Raw genomic sequence first — 4,079 nt, 5'->3', positions numbered from 1 at the left:
GGCGGTCGCGCGATGAAGGTCATGCGCCAGCGATTATGGCCGATATTGGTGTGAGCGCGCTGAACCGCGAAGCCGGCCGCCTTCAGCTTCGCGGTAATCTCGTCCTCGCTGTACCGCTGCAGCCCGATCTTCGAGCGCAGCTGACGGTAGTCCGACAGCGCGGTGCTGATCAGCCCGATCAGCGCGTCCTTCAGGAAGCCGTGACGCAGCCCGAAGCCGAGCAGCGCCATCACGTCCCTGAACATGCCGACATGGGGCTGAAGGATGTCGCCGAGCACCAGCTTGCCGGACGGGGTCAGCAATCGCCGGATGTTGAGCAGCGCGGCATCGAGCTCCTCGCCCGTCATGTATTGGGCGACCGAGTTCATCACGACGAGGTCGATCGACTGGTCCTGCATCTTGCGGACGTCGTCGAGCGAGCGCACGCGGATCCTGGTGTTGGGGGCAAACCGCGCGATCAGGCGACCGCGCACGCCCGGCGCGGGTTCGGCCAGGATCAGCTTGCCGCAGGCGGCCGCCACCTGGTTGGCCGACAGCGCCTCGCCGCAGGCATAGTCGAGCACGGTCGCCTCGGGCGAGGTGATGTAGCCGATGATGTCCCGCGCAATGATCTGGAAGTGCAAGTCGCGATGCAGCTTGCTGACATAGATCGTATGCGTCGAGTCGTAATAATCGATCCAATCGTCCATGGTATCCGCGGCCCGGCTAAACGGTTCCTGCCAAGGAACCGGCGCTGCCCGCCTTGCGTTAGGGGTGCGACGGCGCGCCGTCAATGTCCGCGTCCTAACAGGAAGGTCTCCCGTGAGCAAAACCAACAACAAGGTCTCGCCAGAACTCGACACCCCCACTGATCTGCCGGCCGACGGGGTCAAGAAGGTCTCGGAGGCGCTGAACGTGCTTCTGGCCGACGCGTTCGCGCTGTACCTGAAGACCAAGAACTTCCATTGGCACATCAGCGGCCGGCATTTCCGCGACTACCATCTGCTGCTCGACGAGCAGTCGGACCAGATCTTCGCCACCACCGACCAGCTCGCCGAGCGTGTCCGCAAGATCGGTGGCACCACGCTGAAGTCGATCGGTCAGGTCGCAAAGCTCCAGACCATCAAGGACAACAACGAGGACTACGTTCCGCCGCGCGAGATGCTGCGCGAGCTGATGCAGGACAACAAGCAGGTCGCAGCTGCGATGCGCAAGGCGCACGAAGTCTGCGACGAGGCCGGCGACGTCGCCAGCGCCAGCATCCTGGAGGTCTTCATCGACGAGACCGAGCGCCGCACCTGGTTCCTGTTCGAGGCGACCCGCCAGGAAGGCAGCAACGCGGCGTAGGACCGGGCTGCATCAACATCGTCGTCCCGGCCTAGCGGGCAATTGCGCACCAGGCGGAGACGACGCTGGAGCTTGTTGAATGAGCGCAGCTAACTCCGCCACAACCTCATCAGCGCGCCATCCTTGCCCGTCACGGGGTCAGCGGGCGGCAGCGCGACTTTCGGAATCGTCTTCAGCGCCTTCGCGTGGTTCTCCGGCGTCGCCCGCGTGATCTCCATCTTGCTGCCTGGCGGATAGGCGCCGATCACGCAGAAATCGCTGCTCGCCTTGATGCATTGATGTCCGGTGCCGGCGGGGAGAATCGCGACATCGCCGGCCTTGATCTCCAGCTCCCGGCCGTGATCGCCGCCGAAACGGACGCGGGCGCTGCCGCGGGCAACACCGAGCACCTCATGCACCGTCGCGTGATAGTGCAGATAATCGAAGACGCCATTGCGCCACGTCCCGCTCCATCCGTTTTCTTCGAACAGGCTTTCGACGGTCTCTTCCGGCTGCTTCGGATCGAGCTTCACCGCGCCCTGGTAGACCAGGAACGGAAGGATGTTGTTCGGCACGAGGCCGTCATCCTCGAAGACGATGGCGAGCGGCTCGGCATGGTCGCGGACGACGGACATGGCAGGCTCCTGCACGAGAATAGCAGGGATCAACGAAGGGCATTCGACGACGTTCCTCGTACCACCGTCATTCCGGGCTCGCGCTACGCGCCACGGAATGACGAAAAGCCCGGGGCGAGCCCGGGCTTTTGTCGTGAACTATCGATGGATGACAAGCCTTACGCGCTCTTCTTCTGTCGCATCAGATCGGCAAAGCGCTGGAACAGATAGTGCGAGTCGCGCGGACCGGGCGAAGCCTCGGGGTGGTACTGCACCGAGAACACCGGCTTGCCGTCGAGCTGGATGCCGCAATTGGAGCCGTCGAACAGCGAGATGTGGGTCTGCGTCGCGCCCTTCGGCAAGGTCTTTTCGTCCACGGCGAAACCGTGGTTCATCGAGGTGATCTCGACCTTGCCGGTGGTCTCGTCCTTGACCGGATGATTGGCACCATGATGGCCCTGATGCATCTTTTTGGTCTTGGCGCCGACGGCAAGGCCCAGCATCTGGTGGCCGAGGCAAATGCCGAAGGTTGGCGTGCCCGACTTGATGACGTCCTGGATGACGGGCACGGCGTATTTGCCGGTCGCGGCCGGGTCGCCCGGACCGTTGGACAGGAACACGCCGTCCGGCTTCATCGCCAGAATGTCTTCGGCCGACGTCGTCGCCGGCACCACCGTCACCTTGCAGCCGACGCCGGCGAGCAGGCGCAGGATGTTGCGCTTGATGCCATAGTCGATGGCGACGACGTTGAACTCAGGGCTCTCCTGATGGCCAAAGCCCTTGTCCCATAGCCAGGGCGTCTCGTCCCAGGTGAAGCGCTGGCCGCTCGTGACCATCGGCACGAGGTCCATGCCCTCGAGGCCGGGCCATTCGCGCGCTTCTTCCTTGAGGCCGTGCAGGTCGAACTCGCCGGTCTTGGAATGCGCGATCACGGCATTGGGCATGCCCTTGCTGCGGATCAGCGCGGTGAGGGCGCGGGTGTCGATGCCGGAGAGGCCGATGATGCCGCGTGCCTTCAGCCAGGCGTCGAGATGCTTGGTGGCGCGGTAGTTCGAGGGATCGGTGATCGCGGTGCGCAGGATCACGCCCCGCGCGCCAGGCGTCGCGGCCATGTTCACCGTCTCGATGTCTTCCTCGTTGGTACCGACGTTGCCGATATGCGGGAAGGTGAAGGTGATGAGCTGGCCGGCATAGGAGGGATCCGTCAGAATCTCCTCATAGCCTGTCATCGCGGTGTTGAAGCAGACCTCGCCCACGGCGTGGCCTTCGGCGCCGAGACCAAAGCCTTCGAGCACTGTGCCATCGGCAAGCACGAGGAGCGCGGTCGGTTTGTGGTCCGGCCAGGCGGGATCGTTGTCATGTTGTGTCATGAGCCCGCTTCATAAGCCCCCGACGCGCGCCCGTCAAAGCGGGAGGGGGCCGATTCACATGCGTTTTTGCATATTTGACAGCCCGTCGCGGGCACTTAAGCTCGGCCGCACAATTTCCGGCAATTTGAGGGGGCTTGCGAGGCAATAATGGACCAGACCACCCCGCTTTTGCTGGTTCCGGGGCTGGCCTCCTCGGCCCGGATCTACGCCCCGGTTGTCCCCGCCTTGTGGCGGCTCGGTCCGGTGATGATTGCCAACCATATCCGCGACGACAGCATGCCGGCGATCGCCGCCCGGATCCTGGGCGAGGCACCGCCGCGCTTCGCGCTCGCCGGCCATTCCATGGGCGGCTACATCGCGCTCGAGATCATGCGCCAGGCGCCCGAGCGGGTGGCCAAGCTCGCGCTGATCAACACCCAGGCGCGGCCCGACACGCCGGAGGCGACCGCGCGCCGCCGCGGCTTGATGGAGCGCGCCAGGCGGGGCGAGCTTCGTGCCATCCGCGAGGAGAGCTTTCCGGAGCTCGTGCATCCGTCGCGGCGAGATGATGCCGATATTCTAACGCTCGTTCACGCGCAGGATGAGGACGTCGGCGTCGAAGGCTATCTGCGGCAGCAGGCCGCGATCATCGCGCGGGTGGATTCGCGTCCGACGCTCGCGGCGATCAAATGTCCGACCCTGGTTCTGACGGGCGATGCGGACAACACGATCCCGAATGCGTTCTCGAAGGAAATGGCCGCGGGCATCGCCGGCGCAAGGCTCGTGATCCTCGATCGCTGCGGGCACCTGC

5 protein-coding genes are annotated in these 4,079 nt (G+C 64.5%); 2 read left to right on the top strand and 3 right to left on the bottom strand.

What is annotated here, in order from left to right; all coding sequences use genetic code 11:
• Positions 1-689 (bottom strand): class I SAM-dependent methyltransferase (locus A5906_RS12165; protein ID WP_080135436.1); only part of this gene is annotated, 689 nt, incomplete at its 3' end.
• A gap of 112 nt (positions 690-801) precedes the next feature.
• Here A5906_RS12165 and A5906_RS12160 point away from each other — a divergent pair.
• Positions 802-1,326, top strand: a complete 525-nt coding sequence (locus A5906_RS12160) for a Dps family protein (RefSeq protein ID WP_080135435.1) — start codon at positions 802-804, stop codon at positions 1,324-1,326.
• Between the two features lie 89 nt (positions 1,327-1,415).
• On the opposite strand, the gene A5906_RS12155 is transcribed toward A5906_RS12160, so the two are convergent.
• Both A5906_RS12155 and carA read right to left on the bottom strand, forming a co-directional pair.
• Entirely contained in the window at positions 1,416-1,940 is a 525-nt protein-coding gene (locus A5906_RS12155; protein ID WP_080135434.1) for a cupin domain-containing protein, read from the bottom strand.
• Positions 1,941-2,098: 158 nt separating this feature from the next.
• Positions 2,099-3,289, bottom strand: a complete 1,191-nt coding sequence (carA, locus tag A5906_RS12150; protein WP_080135433.1) for a glutamine-hydrolyzing carbamoyl-phosphate synthase small subunit — start codon at positions 3,287-3,289, stop codon at positions 2,099-2,101.
• A gap of 147 nt (positions 3,290-3,436) precedes the next feature.
• On the opposite strand from carA, the gene A5906_RS12145 reads away from it, so the two are divergent.
• Positions 3,437-4,079, top strand: a 643-nt coding sequence (locus A5906_RS12145; protein ID WP_080135432.1) for an alpha/beta fold hydrolase, incomplete at its 3' end; no start/stop codon positions are given.

The sequence above is a fragment of the Bradyrhizobium sacchari genome (assembly GCF_002068095.1).
Lineage (GTDB): Bacteria > Pseudomonadota > Alphaproteobacteria > Rhizobiales > Xanthobacteraceae > Bradyrhizobium > Bradyrhizobium sacchari.
This window is presented reverse-complemented; position numbering and strand designations above follow the sequence as displayed.

Coding starts and splice junctions, on each gene's coding strand:
- A5906_RS12155 (WP_080135434.1), bottom strand. CDS start 1,940: ATGTCCGTCGTCCGCGACCATGCCGAGCCGCTCGCCATCGTCTTCGAG.
- carA (WP_080135433.1), bottom strand. CDS start 3,289: ATGACACAACATGACAACGATCCCGCCTGGCCGGACCACAAACCGACC.